This is a genomic window from Pseudomonas sp. FFPRI_1, assembly GCF_055384485.1.
The window spans coordinates 7,254,140-7,270,544 of record NZ_AP029168.1; the positions used below are offsets into that span (position 1 = coordinate 7,254,140).

Annotated in this window: 21 protein-coding genes and 1 pseudogene; 5 read left to right on the top strand and 17 right to left on the bottom strand. The window is 59.5% G+C overall.

Going from position 1 to position 16,405, the window contains the following annotated elements:
* Window positions 1–16: 16 nt before the first annotated feature.
* The 17 genes and pseudogenes from ACZ5BO_RS32630 to sctW all read right to left on the bottom strand — a co-directional run.
* Window positions 17–850, bottom strand: coding sequence for a T3SS regulon anti-activator ExsD domain-containing protein (locus ACZ5BO_RS32630; RefSeq protein ID WP_464697499.1), 834 nt, complete (start codon window positions 848–850; stop codon window positions 17–19).
* A 118-nt stretch (window positions 851–968) separates the two neighbouring features.
* Window positions 969–1,784, bottom strand: a complete 816-nt coding sequence (locus ACZ5BO_RS32635) for a helix-turn-helix transcriptional regulator (protein ID WP_025131102.1) — start codon at window positions 1,782–1,784, stop codon at window positions 969–971.
* Window positions 1,785–2,036: 252 nt separating this feature from the next.
* Complete coding sequence (locus ACZ5BO_RS32640) at window positions 2,037–2,456, bottom strand: YscW family type III secretion system pilotin (protein WP_051586111.1); 420 nt, start codon at window positions 2,454–2,456, stop codon at window positions 2,037–2,039.
* Window positions 2,453–2,698: a T3SS regulon translocated regulator ExsE family protein gene (locus tag ACZ5BO_RS32645; RefSeq protein WP_025131100.1), complete on the bottom strand. Its 246-nt coding sequence runs from the start codon at window positions 2,696–2,698 to the stop codon at window positions 2,453–2,455. The genes ACZ5BO_RS32640 and ACZ5BO_RS32645 overlap by 4 nt, the downstream gene beginning before the upstream one ends.
* 8 nt (window positions 2,699–2,706) lie before the next feature.
* Window positions 2,707–3,150, bottom strand: coding sequence for a type III secretion system chaperone (locus tag ACZ5BO_RS32650; protein ID WP_025131099.1), 444 nt, complete (start codon window positions 3,148–3,150; stop codon window positions 2,707–2,709).
* Between the two features lie 123 nt (window positions 3,151–3,273).
* Complete coding sequence (locus tag ACZ5BO_RS32655; protein ID WP_464697500.1) at window positions 3,274–4,161, bottom strand: YopD family type III secretion system translocon subunit; 888 nt, start codon at window positions 4,159–4,161, stop codon at window positions 3,274–3,276.
* Window positions 4,162–4,171: 10 nt separating this feature from the next.
* Window positions 4,172–5,338, bottom strand: coding sequence for a type III secretion system translocon subunit SseC family protein (gene sctE / locus ACZ5BO_RS32660; RefSeq protein ID WP_464697501.1), 1,167 nt, complete (start codon window positions 5,336–5,338; stop codon window positions 4,172–4,174).
* Entirely contained in the window at window positions 5,319–5,825 is a 507-nt protein-coding gene (locus tag ACZ5BO_RS32665; protein ID WP_025131096.1) for a SycD/LcrH family type III secretion system chaperone, read from the bottom strand. Before ACZ5BO_RS32665 ends, sctE begins: the two co-directional genes overlap by 20 nt.
* A gap of 9 nt (window positions 5,826–5,834) precedes the next feature.
* On the bottom strand, window positions 5,835–6,767 hold the full coding sequence (locus ACZ5BO_RS32670) for a virulence-associated V antigen (RefSeq protein ID WP_464697502.1): 933 nt from the start codon (window positions 6,765–6,767) through the stop codon (window positions 5,835–5,837).
* 10 nt (window positions 6,768–6,777) lie between these two features.
* Entirely contained in the window at window positions 6,778–7,056 is a 279-nt protein-coding gene (locus tag ACZ5BO_RS32675; RefSeq protein ID WP_371261354.1) for an LcrG family type III secretion system chaperone, read from the bottom strand.
* Between the two features lie 42 nt (window positions 7,057–7,098).
* Entirely contained in the window at window positions 7,099–7,533 is a 435-nt protein-coding gene (locus ACZ5BO_RS32680) for an LcrR family type III secretion system chaperone (protein WP_025131093.1), read from the bottom strand.
* Complete coding sequence (gene sctV, locus ACZ5BO_RS32685) at window positions 7,530–9,656, bottom strand: type III secretion system export apparatus subunit SctV (RefSeq protein WP_025131092.1); 2,127 nt, start codon at window positions 9,654–9,656, stop codon at window positions 7,530–7,532. Before sctV ends, ACZ5BO_RS32680 begins: the two co-directional genes overlap by 4 nt.
* On the bottom strand, window positions 9,640–9,981 hold the full coding sequence (sctY, locus tag ACZ5BO_RS32690) for a type III secretion apparatus assembly chaperone SctY (protein WP_025131091.1): 342 nt from the start codon (window positions 9,979–9,981) through the stop codon (window positions 9,640–9,642). Before sctY ends, sctV begins: the two co-directional genes overlap by 17 nt.
* Window positions 9,982–9,986: 5 nt before the next feature.
* A complete protein-coding gene (gene sctX, locus ACZ5BO_RS32695; RefSeq protein ID WP_025131090.1) occupies window positions 9,987–10,352 on the bottom strand; it encodes a type III secretion apparatus assembly protein SctX in 366 nt (121 codons plus the stop codon).
* Window positions 10,349–10,717: a type III secretion chaperone SycN gene (gene sycN / locus ACZ5BO_RS32700; protein ID WP_025131089.1), complete on the bottom strand. Its 369-nt coding sequence runs from the start codon at window positions 10,715–10,717 to the stop codon at window positions 10,349–10,351. Before sycN ends, sctX begins: the two co-directional genes overlap by 4 nt.
* Window positions 10,718–10,726: 9 nt before the next feature.
* Complete coding sequence (locus ACZ5BO_RS32705) at window positions 10,727–11,002, bottom strand: TyeA family type III secretion system gatekeeper subunit (RefSeq protein ID WP_025131088.1); 276 nt, start codon at window positions 11,000–11,002, stop codon at window positions 10,727–10,729.
* Window positions 10,983–11,771: pseudogene (gene sctW / locus ACZ5BO_RS32710) on the bottom strand (type III secretion system gatekeeper subunit SctW); the annotation flags it as partial. The pseudogene sctW and the gene ACZ5BO_RS32705, both read right to left, overlap by 20 nt.
* Window positions 11,772–12,050: 279 nt before the next feature.
* Here sctW and sctN point away from each other — a divergent pair.
* The 5 genes from sctN to sctR are packed head-to-tail and all read left to right on the top strand — an operon-like array spanning window position 12,051 to window position 16,405.
* Complete coding sequence (gene sctN, locus ACZ5BO_RS32715; RefSeq protein ID WP_464697503.1) at window positions 12,051–13,373, top strand: type III secretion system ATPase SctN; 1,323 nt, start codon at window positions 12,051–12,053, stop codon at window positions 13,371–13,373.
* Window positions 13,370–13,837, top strand: a complete 468-nt coding sequence (locus tag ACZ5BO_RS32720) for a type III secretion protein (protein ID WP_025131085.1) — start codon at window positions 13,370–13,372, stop codon at window positions 13,835–13,837. Before sctN ends, ACZ5BO_RS32720 begins: the two co-directional genes overlap by 4 nt.
* Complete coding sequence (locus ACZ5BO_RS32725) at window positions 13,834–14,826, top strand: type III secretion system needle length determinant (RefSeq protein WP_464697504.1); 993 nt, start codon at window positions 13,834–13,836, stop codon at window positions 14,824–14,826. The genes ACZ5BO_RS32720 and ACZ5BO_RS32725 overlap by 4 nt, the downstream gene beginning before the upstream one ends.
* On the top strand, window positions 14,823–15,755 hold the full coding sequence (gene sctQ / locus ACZ5BO_RS32730) for a type III secretion system cytoplasmic ring protein SctQ (protein ID WP_464697505.1): 933 nt from the start codon (window positions 14,823–14,825) through the stop codon (window positions 15,753–15,755). Before ACZ5BO_RS32725 ends, sctQ begins: the two co-directional genes overlap by 4 nt.
* Window positions 15,752–16,405: a type III secretion system export apparatus subunit SctR gene (sctR, locus tag ACZ5BO_RS32735; protein ID WP_025131082.1), complete on the top strand. Its 654-nt coding sequence runs from the start codon at window positions 15,752–15,754 to the stop codon at window positions 16,403–16,405. Before sctQ ends, sctR begins: the two co-directional genes overlap by 4 nt.

Below are 16,405 nucleotides of genomic sequence, written 5' to 3' on the forward strand. Positions count from 1 at the left end.
TCAACGTATCTGGCAGTCAGAGGCTCTGCCAGTAAAAATGATCGTGAGCCCGACACAGGCTCCGTTCTCGCAGAAAGTGCTGCACTGCGCCCGCTGCGTCAGCGTCCTCGTCAAGTTTGCCCAACGGCTCCCACAGCGAGGTCAGCGCCACCGGCACAGGCGCAAAGCCATCGAGCTTGCCGTCAGCCAGCAACACAGCCATCCCTTGATTCCAATTGGGCCAGGCCAATCTCGCCTGCTCGCAAACATCACTCAGCTTGAGCAGCAGCGCCGCCATTTCGGCCTGGGTCTGGGCCTCGCAGCGCTCGACTTTGGCCAACTCCTGCTCAGACAGTTGCGAATCGGTTGCGCTGACTTGGCGCCAGAACTCGGCTCTGATGCGCAATTGACGAGCCTGGGTTTCATACTCGATCAGTGCAGAACGCCAACTGGGGATGGCTTCGTCGAACAGGCTTTCCCACCAGCTGTAGACCGGCAACAGGACCCAATCGATGATTGCCTGGCTCGAGGCCAGGTTGATTCGGTCGCCCAGCCAATCACACCAGTCCTCGCCCTGGGCCGAGGCGTAACGCAACACCAATTGAATGTCCCCACGCTCAAGGGCCATTCCGCGGGCAAGACGCTGCTGCAGCCAATTGGACTGAAACAGCTGCTCCAGTTGCACACGCGACAACAGGCGCTGTAACAAGCTCAACTGGCGTGCGCTGATGATTCCCCATTCACGGTACAAGCCGGCTGATACACAGCCCGCAGCTCTGCCTCGACTCCGGGCATCCTGCCCCACTACGGAGACCCGGCGGCCTGCGAAAATTCCGGCTTGAGGACGTTGATTATGATCTTCCTGGCTCATTCTCTGCCTTGACTATCTCGTTTCGTAGCACACCCGCCAGCATCTTTCACTGCGACCAATCTTACTGAGGGCCAATGGACCAAACTTACAAAAAACGTCATTTTTTTTTAGTCTGACGCTATTCCTTTCCTTGCCTGGAGCGACTGGGCGTACATCCGAAACGGCGACGATAGCTTTGGGTAAAGTAGGACTGACTGGAAAAACCGCTTTCCATCGCGATGTTCACAATACTCACCTCACTGTTAAGCAACAAATGATGGGCGTAGAGGATACGCCGCTCGCTGATCCAGGCACGAGGGGAAACGCCATAGACTGAACCGAACAGCTCCTTGAACGTCGTCAAGCCCATGCCGAACTGCCGAGAGAACTCACAGAGCCGCCACTCCTTGAGATAGTGCTGCTCCATGAACACCTGCAGTCGCTCGACATGCCGACTGCCCTGTTGGCGCAGCACCGACATCAGCGCCGGTCCTTGAGGGCTGAACGCAAACAACATCAACAATTCTTCGACCCGCAACAAGGCCAGCATCGGTGGGTGCTCGTGCACCATCAAGCCTTCGAGCCCCTTGATGCAGTCAGCCATCAATGGAGTACTGGCAAACGCGACAAGACTGACTCCAGGTCCGTCCCAGCGCTCGACCTCACTCAACAGTGAACCGAAACGTTGAATGAATTCTTGTAGGAACCGGACAGATAATGGAATCCAGATTAAACAACTTTCATGTCCGCCCGTACTGATGACGTAGTTGCCTCTACGAGCGAAAACCAGTTCACCCGGCATGAGACAAACTGTTGTATTGCAATCTTGAAGTGTGAGCTGCCCCTCAATCAGGATATAAATCCCAGCTTCACCGTTCGAGACAAACTCAAACGTAGGAATAGCCCATCGGCACAGCTTTATTTGTTTCCGAGCTCGGACGCTGGCACCTTGCATTTTTTTTGTGACCCCTACCTGCACATACAGTTTGTACCGCGCCCAGGTAGGCGACGTACGAAAACTCACCCTCGACGTAATACGACGTGACGCATTGAACAATGAGCTGCCTAACGACAGTTGCAAAACAATGGTTAATTATCGAATTAGAATAATTGCTCTTATTTAACCAACTAACGCCTATCTTTCTATAACGGGCGAATTATCCGAATACTTAACAAAGCAACCAGTAAAAAAACGATACAAAAAATTTCAAAGATGCATCGATGCTGACCGAACAGCACACTTGGGGTAACACGGTAGTTGCCCAAGATTTACTTTCATGTTGCTGTCGGTCACCACAGGCTGCCAACTTCGAGCCTGAACAGGCCCCTCTTCGGACCAGGCCAACTGACTGCGCAACAATAGCCCCTCACCGACCACCTGTTGCGGCATCAGACGAAAGGCGAAATGCACGGGCAACGCCGCCACCCGGTAGCGAGCCTGGGCGATCAGTCGCGGCGTCCCTTCGACCTGGGCGTAGAGACGAACAGTGACATAGGCCGGGCGCGTGACGGGGGACGGCATGCGTACCTCGCCCTTCACATTCACCCCCTGCACCGGCAGCGCGGGTGACACACCGACACAGCCAACCAGGAACAAAAAAACACTGCACAGCAGCGCCTTGATCATGGCTGACGAACCTGACGCTCATAAACCGCCGATACATCGCCATCAACCAAGCGCTGCAGGTGCTGCTCACTCTGTTGATCGGTAGCCACTTGCGTCGCCAGCCAGCGCCCCAGATCAGCCACACTGGCAACTCCTGCCTGGCGGCTGGGCACCTGACTGAGCGAGCGTCCGGCAAAACTCCCGGACACTTGCACCTCGTCGCTCTTGGCCGCGAGTGAAATGCCAGCGCTGTCTATCTTCATAGCTCTGCTTAAACCCTCATGCCGGCAGGTATGGATTGCACTTGGGCGGTACTGTCCTGTGCGGGCAGCAATTTCTGCCAGAACTCGGCGTGATCCAGCAGATTGGCCAAGGTGGTTTCGAAGCGTAACAAGGTCAACTCGGCGGCCGGAATCTGGGCGTACAACTGCACCACACCGGTTTCCTCGTCAAAACCAAAATGCAGGTCGAAGCGATACCAGCGTCGATTGAAGCTCGCCAGTTGCCGGAAAATCCCGTCACCAACGGTCTCAATCCCTGCCACATCGGCTTCCAGAACCAGTCGATCACGTCCGGCCAGCAATACCAGCGTTACGCCCAACTGATCGTCAAACAGAAGGCTTGCAACGCCTTCTTTATCCAACGACAAAGCGGGAAGGCCACTGCGACTGGCGAATTCGGCAAGCAGCTGATTGACCTTGATACTCAAATCCATGCATGTCTCCTCGAGCTAGGCAAATGCTAGCACCCGGCCATGCAACGGCTTTGTCACTGACGGGCTTTTCTTTTAAGAAAAAAGCCGCATCAATGCGGCTTTTTTCCTATAGACAAAATCACATCAAGCGCCGATAGCTGCTGCTCGTACCGCCTGGTTGTGATTCTGGGTGTACTGCGCAAGCAGCTGCAGCATCTCTTTCCAGAACTCGGAGTTGAAGCTCACCTGGTCTTCGCCCCTTTGCTTTCCGCTCTGGGCAATCGACGCATTGACTTCATCTTCCTTGGCATTGGCCTGAACCGCCGTCTGCTGGACCTGCACCGCGTTGCTGGACATCTGTCCGAGCGCCTGATTGACCGAGTTGATGCTTTGCAGCTTGGCATTGCGGCTATCCACACCCTGCCCGGTCAACTTCAGCGCGCTGGTGTCGGCTGCCTGGTCCTTGGACCAGATCCGGCCGATTTCGGCGCGATCCGCCTTCGAGGTTTTGCCCATTGCCTGCATCTTGGCGTCGATCAGTTCGTTGCGCCCGGAGATGTTTTTCTCGAGGGTTTTCTCCTGGCTGATCGCCTTGCCGTTCTTGATCGCACCGATGGCCCCGGTGATCGCCGAGCCAACAGCCATCACACCAGAGATCACGGCCATGGCGATCATCAACTTGGAGCCGCTGCGCATTTCGTCCACCTGGGATTTCTGCGCACTGATAATCGACTTGTTCTCGCTGTCGCGCTGAACGATGCCCAGTTCACGCGCCTTCTGCGCGAAGCGAAGCAGCAGCACCAGCATATCCACAGTGCCATTGAGCTCACTGCTGACCTTGCCCAGCCCCTCTGGCTTGAACACTTGACGCGGTTCAATCAGCTCGACACCCGAGTTCCTTTTCGCCGCGCCGGACGATAGGCCCGCTTGGTGCACGGTTTCACCGCGCGCGGCCGCTTGGGGTTTTTCCAGCGGCTGGGTGTTGCCGATTTGCCCCAGGCCCTGAGCGCCATACCCTGTTTCAATCATCATAATGTGCTCCTCAGATAGCCGCAGGGCGGCTGGAAAGATTGTGCAGGCTGTCGTCCTTGGCATTGAGCATCTGGAAAATCAGCTCCATGACTTGCAAGAACGACTCGACCATGCGGCTGAGCTCCTCCTTGAGCTTATCGAGCACCGCCTGGACCTGGGTAAGCTGTGAACGCCCCTCGAGAACATCCGCCTGTCTGTCGGCGGCCTTGGCCTGCATCACCGAATTGGCGGTTTGCGCCGCACCATTGGCCACATCCAGGGTCACATCGCTAATCTGCATCCCGAGCTTGGCGCCATGGGAAAGCGACTGGCTGGCGACATTGCCGAACTTGCTTCCCAGATCCGCCACTTTGCCGGCGAGACTGGCGGTGAGCTCGGCGGCCTTACCGCCGATTTTTGCACCCACCTTGGCGACCGCCCCTACGGCAGCCCCCCCGAAACTGACTACCGCAGCGATCACGGCGATGGCGATTTCAATCCCCATCAGAGCCGGTCCGAGCTTTTCCATCACTTCCTTGCTAATCAATCCGTCCTTCGCCGCTTGTTGCACCGCCTGGGAAACCACCCCCATGACACCGCCGGCAATCATCAATGCGCCAGCCGCTGCACCCACGCCGGTAGCGACCAGAATGGCACCGACGATGATCGACGCAATGGCACTGATCCAGCCAAAGATCTTGCCGACCAGACCGGACTTCTGGGCTTCTTTAGCTGCCTCGGTCGACTCCAGAATCTTCTTCTGGTTTTCTTCCATCTTTTGCAGATTCTGCTCACGCGCCTGCTTGATTTCTTCGAGCTTGAGCTTCTTCTGCGTGGACTCCAGTTCGCCAGTCAGCTTGGCCAGCTCAATCTCGAAGTCTTCCACCGAGCTGAGCCGTGCCAAGCCCAGACGCGAGCTTTCAGCGACCACCCGCTGGGCCAGTGCACTGTCCTCGCGCACCGACTGCAGCAGACGCCTGACGTCCGCCCGAGTGCTGGCATCCACAGGCTGCTGACTGGCCGCCAGCGGCGCCGTCAGTTGCACACCCTGGGAGTGAATGGCCTGACGGCCATCCGCCTCGACCCGGGAGACCGTAAGTGCGCCCCCCTCTCGATCATTGCGTGGACGAACCACAGTATCGCTTGCAGAAACGCCCCCTGTGGCAAACGCAACGCGATCAAACGTTATCGGATTCATTGTGTTGATCCTTTCTCGCTAATACGGCTTCCAACATGGCGCCGGCACGCTCGGCCAAAACCGCGTGTGCCGGCTGTGCCGAGGCCAAGGCCTGAGCCGAGTAGAAGCCACTCTCGGCTCCGTCGAGATCACCCAGTTGCAGGTGACACTCGCCAGCATGAAACGGAAATCTGGGCTCATTGATGTCGATCAACGCGCCATAACTGAAGCTCTGCAATGCCAGCTCGAGCTGCCCCAGCGACTGGCGACACGCGCCCAGCCCGAGGAAGAACCGAACGTCGTAGTGATCAAGCATGCACAGCGATTGAAAGATCTTGTGGGCGTCCTGCCACTTGCCAGCCTGGTACTGATTGAAGGCCAGGGAATAAAGCTGCTCCAGACTGTCGCTGGAGATATTCTTGAGCATGGCCAGCGTGCCGCCATCGCGCAAAAACGCCTCCAGCTCCTTCTCGACCGCCTCGGAAACATCGTGTTCTTGCTGGGTCATCAACCGTTCCTATATGGCATTTAGAATGTCGCGCATCATGCTGTCGTACTTCTGGACAAAGCGATTCAAGGCCTCGATCGCGGTGTTGTAGCGCGAGCTGACATCGTTCAACAGCGTGGTTTTTTCACTGACTTTGTCGTTGATCGGACGCGCGCGATCGCTCACCGTCGTGGAGAAGTTGGCGATCGGGTTGTTCTCGTCCTTAAACTCATACTTGTTCTGCAAGTCGCCATCCTTCATCGCACCACTTTCCTTGGGATCACCCTTGAGGAATGCCTTGATGCTCAGCGGATTGCCTGCACGGTAAGTGTCGAGCCCGGTCAGCAACTTGTATTCCGAACTGGCCTGCCAACTCTTGTCATCGGGATAACCGTACAAGGTGCGATCAAACAGGTTGAGCCCCGGCTCGATCTCGATCTCCTTCTTGGCCGCCAGCTTCGCGTTGATCTGCGACTGGATCTTGCTGAAGATATTGAGTTCGGCGGTCAGCAACTTGAGCTCGTCGCGCAGTGCCGTGCGCTTGCCGTCCTGGATCAGCAGAACCTCGCCATAGACGTCCCGCACGTCATCGTCGATGCGGTCAGCGGTCAGCCCGAAATGTGCCTTGGCGAGAAACTCTTTCAGCGGCCACGGCTGCCCCGGATGGGCATCGGCGTACTGATTGATCAGTTGCTTGACGGACTCGACCCCGGACTTGACCTGCAGCTCATACAGCCCGCCGTCGGCGTTCGGGTCAGGCGGCAGAAAATACGCCAGCAGCTTTTCGACCTGGGCAGCCGACAGGGTTTGCCCGTCATGCGTGAAGCTGATGTTGCGGCTTTTGATCAGCGCCTGAAGCTCTGCGAGCGACTCGGACCGACTGCCGCGCAGTTGATCCATGGGCAAGGTCTGCAGCTGATTGAGCAAGCCCGACAGATCTTGTTGGTAATGCTTGATTTGCATAGGGGGTTCCTTACACCGCAAGTCCACGCATCGAAGTCGGACGGCGTAATCGTTTTCCTTCATCGGCAACGGGTGGGCGGGAAGCCCGCATCCGTTGCACTTCCTTTAACAGCTCTTGCTCTGCCGCCTGGACCAGAGACTTGTCCCGCGATTGAAAAACCTGATCACGGACCTCATCGGACAACGCCAGGCCTTGCCACATTTCGCTGAGCAGGCGCGCGCGATGTTCGTTGTCTTCAATGGCCAGGACAGCGGCTTGAACGGTTGCGGCGTGGGTTTCGTCAGACACGTCCATGGCTCCTATAGTAGGGAGAGGGCATCGGGTTTCCTGTCAGGTACAGTCGATTTTTTGTCGTTTTCTCATTGATCGCAGCGAACACACCCGCCCGGCCTCCAACTCGAACCAGCCTGGCAGAGGCTCGATCGCGCCGGCCCAGTGGCGGTAGAAGCGCTCCATACGCCCAGCCAACAATGGACTGCCCGACATCGCTTGCACCTGGCCGTACAGGCTGGCGTGAGGCCCCAGCTGCGCAAGGACTGCCGCCGCCAGCACGTACAACGCGGCAAAGGAATTGCACAGCCCCTGGCGTCCATCAGTTCGACGCAGCATGACGATCCACACGCGCTTGCCCTCACAACGCCAGGCCAGTTCGCAACCGCCATGCACGAACTTCCAGCCCAGGGGCAGCGTGCTCTTGCGCAAAAAATGCTCACGGATGCGGTAACCCCGCGCCTGCAGCCAATCAATCAACGGGTCGCGCGTCATAACGAAACCCGACCCAATGGCTGGATGTTGATCTGCTGGGTCAGCTCCTGATACGAGAGAACGGGCAAGCTGTAGTAATCACTTTCAATCAACTTGCGCACGTAGCGGCGGATGTCCATCGACACCACCAGCACCGGTTTGGCCTGCATTTGCGAGAGGTCACCGACGGTCTGCCTGACCTGCTCGAGAAAGGACTGGGTCACAGCCGGATCCAGTGCCAGATAGCTGCCGGCACTGGTCTGGCGGATGCCACCACGAATTTGCTCTTCCACCAGTTGGTCGAGCAGATAGGCCGGCAGGATGTTATTGCCGCTCGAATACTTGTAGCAGATGTAGCGTTTGAGACTGCTGCGGATGTACTCGGTGAGTTGCACCACATCCTTCTCTTTCTGCCCCCACTCGACCATGGCTTCCAGAATCGCCCGCATATTGCGGATCGAAATGTCCTCGCCCACCAAGCGCTGGAGAATCTCGGTCATGCGTTGCAACGGAATGATGCGTTGCGCTTCTTTCACCAGTTCCGAATAGCTGTGCTCCATCTGCTCCAGCAAGTACCGGGTTTCCTGGATGCCGATAAAGTCTTCGGCGTATTCACGCAGCACGTGGGACAGGTGCCAGGTCAGCACCTGATCCATGCTCAGGAAAGCGCAACCGGAGCGCTCCAGCCGTCCTTCGTGCGCGGCGTCGACCCACAACGTCGGCTGGCCCGGCAACACCGGCTCGCCTTCTTCAAACGGCACCCCCATCAGCTCCAGCTGACTGGCTCGCTCCTGCACCAGCAACCGCGCACTGCGCAGTCGCCCGCGTGCCACCGGCACCTCTTGCAACTGAATCAGGTATTCGCCGTCTTTCAGATCCTCATTGAAGCGCAGGTGAATACCCGGAAACGGCACGCCAAAGTCCAGATAGAGCGCACGTCGCACCCGCACCAGTTCGTCATTGAGGGCGAGCGCCTCAAGCTCCTGCTGCATGCCCGCGTCGACATCGATCAACAACGGCACGGTCATGGCGAACTCTTCCTTGTCGCCCAACCGCGAGCTTTTGGGTTTGCTGCCTGAGGGCTTGGCTTTGGGTTTGGCCGATGACGCGGCACCCGCCCCCTGGGCCAACAGCGTTGGCAAGTCCCTGGGGTTGTTCTCGGCTGCCAGTCCGCGTTGGCGCAACAACATGAAGTAGCCGCCACCGCCCACCACGGCAGCCAATACCATGAAGGTCACCGTTGGGAACCCGGGGATGAGCCCGAACAATACCAGCAGCACTCCACCGATCAGCAACGCCTTGGGCTGCGCAACGACCTGGACACCGATGTCATTGCCCAGGTCCGAGGCGCCATCCGAGGAGTCCCGGGTCACGATGATCCCGGCCGTGATCGCAATCAACAGGGCAGGCACCTGGCTGACCATGCCATCGCCGATGGTCAGCACCGAATACAGCTGCAAGGCGTCGCCGGCGGTCATGCCCTTCTGGGTGATGCCGATGGTAATACCCGCCAGAATGTTGATGAAGATGATGATCAGGCCCGCAATCGCATCGCCCTTGACGAATTTCATCGCGCCATCCATCGAGCCGAACATCTGGCTCTCGCGCTCGATCACTGCTCGCCGGTCCCGCGCCTCATTGACATCGATGACACCGGCGCGCATGTCGCCGTCGATACTCATCTGCTTGCCGGGCATGGCGTCCAGGGAGAACCGCGCGCTGACTTCGGCCACGCGCTCGGCTCCTTTGGTGATGACCAGGAACTGCACGATGGTGATGATCAGGAAGATGATGCAACCGACGATCAGATTGCCGCCCACCACAAAATTCCCGAACGTGTAGACGATCTGACCAGCGTCGGCTTCAAGCAAAATCATGCGCGTAGTGCTGACCGACAACGCCAGCCGAAACAACGTAGTGATCAACAACACCGCCGGAAATACCGAGAATTGCAACGGTGAGCTGACGTACACCGACATCATCATCAACACCACCGACACGGTGATGTTGATCGCGATCAGGATGTCGAGCAGGAAGGGCGGCAGCGGCAGGATCATCATGAAGACCACGGCCAGCAGCATCACGGCCAGCATGATGTCCTGGCGCTCGCCCACCTTCCTGAGGAAATCAGACAACGCGTTCATAAGACTCCCGCGGGCTCAGGAACCGCTCGTAAGCGACGCGAGCATCGGCCATGCGTCCCTGCAACTGGCAGGCACGGCTGATACAGCCCCACAGCGCCAGGTCACCTTCGCCATCGGCCAGCAACCGGTCGCATTGACGTTCAGCCAAGACCCCCTCCTCCAGTTGCAACAGCGCCACCACCAGTGCCCGACGCGCCTGGCCGTGGGCTGGCTCGACCACCAACAGGGCTTCAAGAAATATCCGCGCTCGACCCGGCTGGCCGCACTGCAGCTGTAGCCAGCCAAGCAGGAGCAACAGGTTTTGCTGTACCGGCTCTAACATCATTGGGGTCATACCTTGTGCAGCATATGGAGGGCCATCTGCAGCAGATACTCATCTTCGCTACGGGTTTGCAGCAGCGCCAACGCCGCCTGCAACTCGGGCACCTCGGGTGAGGAGATCTGCTGCGCGAGGTCTTTCAGGGCCTGGCGAAACGCCTGTGGCCGGAGCAACTCGTGAAAGCCTTCAGTAGGGCAGGCAAAGGCCAGCAGCCGACGCCCGGCGAGATCCGCCGGGTAGAGGTTATCCAGATGGGTCTCGAGCGAATGACCATCGGGCGGCAGCACATACCGCTCGGGCAGGGCGCAGCTGCGATGCTGTTCCCCGACCTCGGTCAGCCGTTCGATGCCGATGTGCGGGGCACTGATCCGACTCACGGCTCAAGCACCGTGCGGCGCGCCGAACTCAGGGTATGCAACGCCTGGTGCAGTACCGGGGCAGTGATACGTCGCTCATCCAGGGTGATCAGCAGCAACAGGCGGCCACTCGCCCACGCACAGCGCAGTGGCAATTGCGGCCCAGTGCCACTGAAGGTCAACGCCAGGGCACGAATCCCCCCCTGATGAACCTGATGCCACGCCAGATCCACGGCCAGCCACAGCGTCAGCTTGCGGTCATGCTGTTCAAGTTGCAGGGTGCCGGTTTCCTCGAACTCCAGCTGGATCAGCGCCCCCGCCGGAGCAGGTACGGCCACCCCGAGGTCCTGGCAGAACTGGGCCAAGGCTTGGTCAATCCAGGGCATGTCGTTTACTCACTGTGCCTGCCATTCGTCTTCTTCCTGATCGATTGCCTGGTCCAGCGCAAGCTGGCAGGCATTGAGCAGGTTTTGACGCTGCTCCTCATCGCTAAAGATTTCCGTAGGAATCAGGCGGATCAGACGCTTGATCTCACGAAAGAAATGGATCCGGCGTGCCGCATCCTTGATCGCCAGCGGCGCGATCAGACGCTGCACGTCCTGAACACTCGCCCAGCGTTTGTCGACCAGGCCGATCACCCCGCCCATCAGGTCAGAAGGCCCGTATGCCATGACCTCGCTCCCCCGTTACCAGCGCCTGCCAGAGCGCATTGACCTGGTTCGACAGCCCCGTCAGCACCCGCAACTTGTGCATGTCGCTCATTACCCGTTCGAGCTTGACCGGGTCGAGCCTGAGCTGCTGGCTGTCGAGGTCGGCGCTCAATGCCTTCATCAGGAATCCGGTCACGCCTTCAAGTGCGCTATTGCCAAAACGCGCGTGAATGTCGTTCCACGCCGCACTCAGCCCGCGATAGTCCATGACCGCATCGCGATAGGTGTCTCGCAGTGACTGGATGTCGCCGACCCCCTGCTCTGCCGCTTCCTTGGCCAGCGGCCCGATCTGCACCCCCAGCTCGATGGCATGCCCATGTTCCTGGGCCATCTCCAGCAGAGCCTGATCAATCAGCTCGACCATCGCCCAGGCGTCGGTCTTGCCGGCCAGTTCCTGGCGCGCATGGGAAAGGGCAACAAACTGATGGCTGATCTCCCGGGAGAACCCCTTGAGGTACGCCTTGAGCTGCGCCAGATTGCTCAACTGGCCGCTGCCAAGGTGCGCAACAAGGGCCTCGAGCTTTTGTTGCGACTCAAGGTCCGGGACTTTCTTGAGGTGCTCCTCCAGCATTTCGAGGATTTCGCTGATCCGCGCATGGCCATCGCTGACGTTGCGCTTGGCCAACGACTTTTCGACCCGCTCGGAGAACGCAAAAGTCAGCTCTTCAGCGGCGTCGGCCATCGACTGGCTGGCAGAAACGTACTGCACACGCTCCCCCTGGAAACTGCCGGTCGGCCGGCTGTCGCGCTCAATACCCGATGGGTCCTGTCGGTCCGGCAATGACACTGCAGGAACGACACTCTGAATATTGGCCATGGAAGCACTCGCTTGCAGAAAACGCTGATGTGAGCCCCATTGTAGAAACCCGCCTGCCAGGGGCTCTGCCAAAATCGGTCGCTTTTTTTTAGGCCTTGCGCCAACCAATTTCTAAAAACTTGCGACCGGCACTGAAATCACTGCAGCGGGCCTTTACTTATAGTGGCCGTCACCCCTCCACCCAAGCCGACCATGCACCTCTCACTCGAACACATCACCGGCCAGATGCAGCAGGCCATCGATAAATGTCGGCTGATTCAAATTCGCGGCCGGGTCACTCAGGTCACCGGCACACTGCTTAAAGCGGTGGTCCCGGGCGTACGCGTGGGCGAACTGTGCCAATTGCGCAACCCGGACCAGTCGCTGTCGCTGATGGCTGAAGTCATCGGATTTCAGCAGCATCAGGCGCTCTTGACCCCGCTGGGTGAAATGCTCGGCATTTCCTCGAACACCGAAGTCAGCCCGACCGCCACCATGCACCAGGTTGGCGTCGGCGATCACTTGCTGGGCCAGGTGCTTGACGGCCTCGGCCAGCCGCTCAACGGCATCAGCCTCGGTGAGCCTGCTGCCTGGTACCCGGTTTACCGCGATGCGCCAGACCCCATGAGCCGCAAGCTGATCGAACAGCCGATTTGCCTCGGCGTGCGCACCATCGATGGTCTGCTGACGTGCGGTGAGGGTCAGCGCATGGGCATTTTCGCCGCGGCCGGCGGCGGTAAAAGTACCCTGCTGGCAACCTTGATGCGCAGCGCGGACGTCGACGTCATCGTCCTGGCGCTGGTCGGTGAACGGGGGCGTGAGGTTCGCGAGTTCATCGAGTCCGATCTCGGCGTACAAGGCCTCAAGCGCTCGGTGCTGGTGGTCGCCACGTCGGACCGACCTGCCATGGAGCGTGCCAAGGCCGGGTTTGTCGCCACCACCATTGCCGAGTACTTCCGCGATCAGGGCAAACGCGTCCTGCTGCTGATGGATTCGGTCACCCGGTTTGCCAGGGCCCAGCGCGAAATCGGGCTGGCCGCGGGCGAACCGCCGACCCGGCGCGGCTACCCACCTTCGGTGTTCGCCGCCCTGCCACGATTGATGGAGCGGGCCGGCCAGTCGGACAAAGGCTCGATCACCGCGCTGTATACCGTGCTGGTCGAAGGCGATGACATGACCGAACCCGTGGCGGACGAGACCCGTTCGATTCTCGACGGGCACATCATCCTCTCGCGCAAGCTGGCCGCGTCCAACCATTACCCGGCCATCGATGTGCTGCGTTCGGTCAGCCGGGTGATGAACCAGATCGTGAGCCCTGAACATCGCAACGGCGCCAACCAATTGCGCGAATGGCTGGCTCGTTACGAAGAAGTCGAATTGCTGATCAAGATCGGTGAATACCAGAAAGGCCAAGACCCCGTGGCTGATCGAGCCATCGAAAAAATGGACGATATCCGTGCCTGGTTGCGTCAAGGCACCCACGAACCCAGTGATCTGCCCCATTGCCTTGAACAGCTCGCGAGCCTGACCCGATGACGTTGCCCACCCTGCTGCGCATCAAGAGCTTGCGCGTCGAACGCGCCGAACAGGCGTTGCAACGCCAGGAACAGAAGGTCGCCGAAGCCCACCGCAACCATCAGTCCGCGATCACCGAACACCAGCAATACCGGCAGTGGCGCCAGGCGCAAGAACACCAGCTGTTCGAGCGCTGCAAGGCCAAGCCCATGAACCGCAAAGCACTTGAACAATGGCAGCAACAAGTGGCCCTGCTGCGAGAAAAAGAGGCCGCACTGGAGCAGGCCATCGCCGAGCACGCGGAAAACCTGGCTCAGGAGCGCGAACGCCTGCGCCTGAGCCGACGTCGCTTGCAGGAGGCCCAACAGCAAGTGGAAAAATTCACCGAACTGAACCGCCACGCCCTCGCCGAGGAGCGGCTGCTACTTGAGTTCAAAGAAGAACAGGAGCTCGAAGACTTTCGTCGTGCCGAGGCCATTTCATGAGCAGAACTTCCCCACCAGACTTTCCGCAGGAAGTCTTTGCCCGTACACCGGCCCCGACAGGAGTTGCCGCCGACCGGGCACGTCAGGCTGAATTCGAGCGGGCACTCAACCATAAACCGGATGCCCACGAGCAACGCCGGGACGCAGAGGCGCACAGGCTCGATAGCGGCGACCCAGATGCATCGTGGGTTCTGGAGGGTGATTTGCGCTACGCAGCAGATAAACCCAGCCAGCAGCGAAAACCGCTCACTGAGCCTGAGTCAGACATTGGCCCAGCGGATGAGCCCGCGGAAAAACACCAGGCCAGCGCGCAATCGGAGCTTGAATCCGTACCACCGCGGCTTCCCACAGCTGCGGAGAAACAGCCGGAGGTGGCGCCCGAGCGCCCCGTTGTTGCAGCAGGCCAGCGTGAAAACGCCCCGGTAACCGCCAAGCATGAGGAGCCGGGTCTGCCCGTTCCCCCTGGCCCGTCTGCCACTGGGCCCGTCGCTGAACTGCCCTCGGAGCAGCAGGATTCTTCCCCAGAGCAGGAGCAACAGCCGCCCTTGATTGCCCTGCTCGAAGAGCCAACGGCGGCTGCAGGCATGACCCAGACCCCGGGTGACAAGCTACTGGCTCGCTTGCTCAACAACATCGAGCCGCCACCGCTGAGTAAAGACCTCGACAAGTTGCTGCAAACCCTGCAACCGCAGATCCATGCCGCAATTACCCGCAATGGCAGCACCACGCTGCTGCAGGTGAACCTGACACAGCTGGGACAGGTCGGCATTCAGCTCGCCCATTCTCATGGACACCTGCATGTCGACATTCAGGCCAGTCCCGGCAGCCTGCTGCAGCTTCAACTCGCCCGTGGCGACCTGATGGAGCGCCTGCAACGCCTGAACCCCGGACAACCGATCCAGCTGACCTTTAACCAGCATCAATCTGGAAGCGACCAGGGCTCTCGTCAGCGCCGGCACGTGCAAGACGAGTGGGAGCAAGACTCATGAGCGGCCTGACGCTGGCTCGCGCTGCCCTCCACACACTGGCCCTGCAACAGAAAGTCAGTCGTTGCCGCACGCGCTACCCGCTCGCCGACGGTGAAGCCCGGCTGGCGATTGTGCCGCAACCCGAGGCGCTGGATGTACGGCTCAATGTCCACTGGCAAGGTCTGTTCCTGCGCTGGCGCTGCCACAGTGCAGCCCTGGCCGGATGGCTTGAACCCCTGCTGCAGGAGGCCGCGCTCAGCAACCTGCCGCCACCGCTGCAACTGGCATTGCTGGAGCTGGAAACAGCAGTGCTGCCGGGGCTCATCTGGAAAAGCATTGAACCGTGCCAGGCCGAGCCTGGCACGGACACACCGACACTGGCATTGACGCTGTCACGCGGCGCACAGCGCTTGGTGATCTGGCTGGAAAGTGACCCTGACGCACTGCTGGCGCACGTGCCCGCACGCCCGTTGGCGGAGCTGACGGCCGTAGCCTTGCGACTCTCGCTGCAATGGGGACCGGTCTGCCTGCTCCCCGCGCAACTGCATTCACTGGCCACCGGTGACCTGTTACTCCTGCCACCACGTCACGACGCCGCCAGTCCTTTGCTCGGCGTAGTCGAAGACCGCCCATGGGCACGATTTCGCCACCACGATTCTCAACTGGAATTGCTCACCATGCACAACGAAGCGCCCGTCGAAACCCTGCCGGATCTGGCCAGCCTGGAGCAACTCCCGGTCCAGGTCAGTTTCGAAGTCGGCCGTCAGACCCTCGATCTGCACACCCTGGCCACCCTGCAACCAGGATCGTTGATCGACCTGGCCACGCCGCTCGAGGGCGAAGTGCGAATCCTCGTCAACCAGCGCTGCCTGGGCGTGGGTGAGCTGGTGAGTATTCAGGATCGCTTGGGCGTGCGCATCACCCGCCTGCTGCAGGATCAGCCCACATGATTCAACTGCCTGACGAGCTCAGCCTGATTTTCGGATTGGCGCTGCTGGCATTGCTGCCGTTCATCGCGGTCATGGCGACCTCATTCATCAAGATGACCGTGGTCTTCTCGTTACTGCGCAATGCCTTGGGCGTGCAGCAGATCCCGCCAAACATGGCGATGTACGGGTTGGCGATCATCTTGAGCCTGTACGTCATGGCCCCGGTGGGTTTCGCCACCCGCGACTATTTGCGCACGCATGACGTCAGTCTCAGCAACACCGAATCGGTGGAGCAGTTTTTAGACGAGGGTATGGAGCCGTATAGGGGCTTTTTGAAAAAGCAGATACTGGCCCGCGAACACGAATTCTTCGTCGACAGCACCCGTCAGGTCTGGCCCAGCGAGTACGCGGACCGCCTCGAACCCGACAGCCTGCTGATCCTGCTGCCAGCGTTCACCGTCAGCGAGTTGACCCGCGCCTTTGAAATCGGCTTTTTGATTTACCTGCCATTTATCGCAATTGACCTGATCATCTCGAACATCCTGCTCGCGATGGGGATGATGATGGTGTCCCCGATGACCATCTCCTTGCCGTTCAAGTTGCTGCTGTTTGTCCTGCTGGACGGCTGGGCGCGGCTGACCCACGGCCTTGTGATCAGTTACGGAGGTTGA

Excerpts from the sequence above, each read along its gene's own strand:
- sctE (WP_464697501.1), bottom strand. The coding sequence starts at position 5,338 with ATGAATCCGATAACGTTTGATCGCGTTGCGTTTGCCACAGGGGGCGTT.
- sctR (WP_025131082.1), top strand. The coding sequence starts at position 15,752 with ATGATTCAACTGCCTGACGAGCTCAGCCTGATTTTCGGATTGGCGCTG.
- ACZ5BO_RS32720 (WP_025131085.1), top strand. The coding sequence starts at position 13,370 with ATGACGTTGCCCACCCTGCTGCGCATCAAGAGCTTGCGCGTCGAACGC.
- sctQ (WP_464697505.1), top strand. The coding sequence starts at position 14,823 with ATGAGCGGCCTGACGCTGGCTCGCGCTGCCCTCCACACACTGGCCCTG.
- ACZ5BO_RS32645 (WP_025131100.1), bottom strand. The coding sequence starts at position 2,698 with ATGAAGATAGACAGCGCTGGCATTTCACTCGCGGCCAAGAGCGACGAG.
- ACZ5BO_RS32650 (WP_025131099.1), bottom strand. The coding sequence starts at position 3,150 with ATGGATTTGAGTATCAAGGTCAATCAGCTGCTTGCCGAATTCGCCAGT.
- sctN (WP_464697503.1), top strand. The coding sequence starts at position 12,051 with ATGCACCTCTCACTCGAACACATCACCGGCCAGATGCAGCAGGCCATC.
- ACZ5BO_RS32680 (WP_025131093.1), bottom strand. The coding sequence starts at position 7,533 with ATGACGCGCGACCCGTTGATTGATTGGCTGCAGGCGCGGGGTTACCGC.
- sctY (WP_025131091.1), bottom strand. The coding sequence starts at position 9,981 with ATGATGTTAGAGCCGGTACAGCAAAACCTGTTGCTCCTGCTTGGCTGG.
- ACZ5BO_RS32725 (WP_464697504.1), top strand. The coding sequence starts at position 13,834 with ATGAGCAGAACTTCCCCACCAGACTTTCCGCAGGAAGTCTTTGCCCGT.
- ACZ5BO_RS32705 (WP_025131088.1), bottom strand. The coding sequence starts at position 11,002 with ATGGCATACGGGCCTTCTGACCTGATGGGCGGGGTGATCGGCCTGGTC.
- ACZ5BO_RS32665 (WP_025131096.1), bottom strand. The coding sequence starts at position 5,825 with ATGACCCAGCAAGAACACGATGTTTCCGAGGCGGTCGAGAAGGAGCTG.
- sctV (WP_025131092.1), bottom strand. The coding sequence starts at position 9,656 with ATGAACGCGTTGTCTGATTTCCTCAGGAAGGTGGGCGAGCGCCAGGAC.
- ACZ5BO_RS32640 (WP_051586111.1), bottom strand. The coding sequence starts at position 2,456 with ATGATCAAGGCGCTGCTGTGCAGTGTTTTTTTGTTCCTGGTTGGCTGT.
- ACZ5BO_RS32670 (WP_464697502.1), bottom strand. The coding sequence starts at position 6,767 with ATGCAAATCAAGCATTACCAACAAGATCTGTCGGGCTTGCTCAATCAG.
- ACZ5BO_RS32635 (WP_025131102.1), bottom strand. The coding sequence starts at position 1,784 with ATGCAAGGTGCCAGCGTCCGAGCTCGGAAACAAATAAAGCTGTGCCGA.
- sycN (WP_025131089.1), bottom strand. The coding sequence starts at position 10,717 with ATGCCCTGGATTGACCAAGCCTTGGCCCAGTTCTGCCAGGACCTCGGG.
- ACZ5BO_RS32655 (WP_464697500.1), bottom strand. The coding sequence starts at position 4,161 with ATGATGATTGAAACAGGGTATGGCGCTCAGGGCCTGGGGCAAATCGGC.
- ACZ5BO_RS32630 (WP_464697499.1), bottom strand. The coding sequence starts at position 850 with ATGAGCCAGGAAGATCATAATCAACGTCCTCAAGCCGGAATTTTCGCA.